The organism is Deferribacterota bacterium (assembly GCA_034189185.1).
Lineage (GTDB): Bacteria > Chrysiogenota > Deferribacteres > Deferribacterales > UBA228 > UBA228.
Genome location: JAXHVM010000241.1, coordinates 1 through 2,198, shown reverse-complemented (window position 1 = coordinate 2,198; position 2,198 = coordinate 1). Strand labels below are relative to the sequence as shown.

The 2,198-nt window shown below is 30.2% G+C and carries 2 protein-coding genes; both read right to left on the bottom strand.

Annotation, left to right across the window (positions count from 1 at the left end; translation table 11 throughout):
• On the bottom strand, positions 1–1,476 hold a 1,476-nt coding region (locus SVN78_10420), incomplete at its 3' end, for an O-antigen ligase family protein (GenBank protein MDY6822021.1).
• Between the two features lie 45 nt (positions 1,477–1,521).
• Positions 1,522–2,082, bottom strand: coding sequence for a type II secretion system protein (locus tag SVN78_10415; GenBank protein MDY6822020.1), 561 nt, complete (start codon positions 2,080–2,082; stop codon positions 1,522–1,524).
• Between the last annotated feature and the right edge of the window lie 116 nt (positions 2,083–2,198).

The window sequence follows — 2,198 nt, the reverse complement described above, 5'->3', positions numbered from 1 at the left end:
AAAGATATCCTGCCATAAATAGTTAAAAGCCTTTTGAACAAATAGATGGTTTGCCCCGTACTTTAAAAATGGGTTTTTAGAGAGTTTATCAACATAGGTAAGGGAGTGAAAAAAATTAGAAGAATTCTTTGCCTTTGGAATATAGTATAATTCTAATGCAATAGCTTTTCCAAAGCTTATAAAAAAGGTAATATAAATTATAAGAAATAAGCTTAGAGAAAAATAACTTATTTTTTTAATTAAACCGGTTTTAAGACTAAAGGTTTCAAGGTTTGACGCAAGGCAAGCAATAACAACAACAAAATATAGCATCAGTGCAGGGTGCCTCAAGGGCCAAGAAAACATTGATTGGATAATAAATATTACAACTATTAAATATAGAAAAATATTCTTCTCATTAATATTATTAACAGCCTTCTTTAATGCTTTAAAGGATATATATAAAAGGGGTATTATTAAAAATAAACCCCCTTCACATAGTAATTGCAAAAACTCATTGTGTCCAAAGGTAAAATTACCTATTGCACTATAAGGGAGATTTAAAAGCCTTATACTCTCTAATTGATAAAGGGCACTAATATACTTAAAATTATCTAAACCCACTCCAAAAAAAGGGTTATCCAAAAATATAAGGATTTGGGCAAACCATATATTAAAGCGTGAGATTATAGAAAAATCCTCAGAACCCTGCAAATGAAACTTTGTAAGAGGGTTTTGGAAAGCTGCGTCAAAGGGTAAAAACCTATTTACTAATAAAAGAGCTAGATAAGTGCAAAAGATAAGTACTAGTCTATTTCTAAAACCAAAATCAAAGCCTTTAAATGTAGCAATTGTAAAAAAGAGCACAATTGCAATACACATTGCAAGCATTGATGCCCTTGAGCCAGTATAAATGCTTAAAATAACTGAGATAACATAAATTGTAATAAAAAAAACCTTCCTATAAGAAGTCCTTTTATTATAAAAAAGATAATATAGGCTAATAAGTGCAGTTGAGTTTAAAAATAGGGCGTTAAGGCTAGGCTGATAAAAAATACCTCCTAGATTAAACCTATCATTTATATAAAAGCTAAAAGGTATAATCTCTAAATTAGCATAACCACTTAGCTTTAAAAAAGCCTCAATTATTACAAAAAATATATTAATTAAACCAATTAGAAATAGGGTATCAAGAAATTTAAAGGCAACACCTTTAATGACTAAGTAAAAGAAGAGAAAAACAAGTGATATTAAAAGTACAATGTAAATAAAGCTATCTGCTAAGTTTTTTGCAATTAATACATTTAGTAATAGTAATATAAAGAAAAATATCGAGGTTAGTAAAAAATATATATTACTAAATTTTTCATACTTTGTTAAAAGGTAAATGAGAGCAAAAAAGCCTAAAAAACCTACAATAAAAAGGGATGAGCCATTTTTATAAAAGGCAAAATCTGCAAACCTGTGTAAAAATAGTAGATATAATAGATAGTGCACTAAGAAAAGAGGACCCCTCTTGTAAAAGAGGGATCTTTTTAATTATTATATAGCTGTCCAACCATTTTCAGTAAACCAAACATCCTTGTAATTTTGTGACTCCTCAGCTGTACCAGTTGTAAGTGTTGGCATAGTGACAAGACCTTGGGCTGATTGACCAACCCAATCCTCATTTTGCTGCCCGTAAATGCGTGAGGTATGACTTGTTGAGGCATATATTGCACTCCCATTAAGATGCTTTGTTCCAATTACATAAATCTGGTTATTGCCACTAACATCATAATAAACCTCCACCCTATTAGAGGGTATAAATGAAAGTCTGTCATTCCATGTATCATTATTTAAAGCGGTTGTTATATCATCCGTTGTAGCCCACTGGCCTGCTGTCATAGTATCAAAAAGTACATCAGGATAGCCAAGATTGCCTATATCTGTATAGTAGGCCTCAAAATCTACCTTAAAGTTTCTTAAGTCACTTAGGGCAGCTGCATTATAGGCTCTAACCCTGTATTTTGCAAACTGTGGGACAGAAATTGTTGCAAGTATTGTAATAATTGCAATTACAACAAGTAATTCAATGAGTGTAAAAGCTTTATTATTTGTCATGATAACACCTCCTTTTAATTATATAATAAATACAAAATAATAATTAGGCAACGGATATTCTATAAAATCTTTGTAAAATCTTAATAGATTTCACTCTCTAAATATTTATTTAATAG

Coding starts and splice junctions, on each gene's coding strand:
- SVN78_10415 (MDY6822020.1), bottom strand. CDS start 2,082: ATGACAAATAATAAAGCTTTTACACTCATTGAATTACTTGTTGTAATT.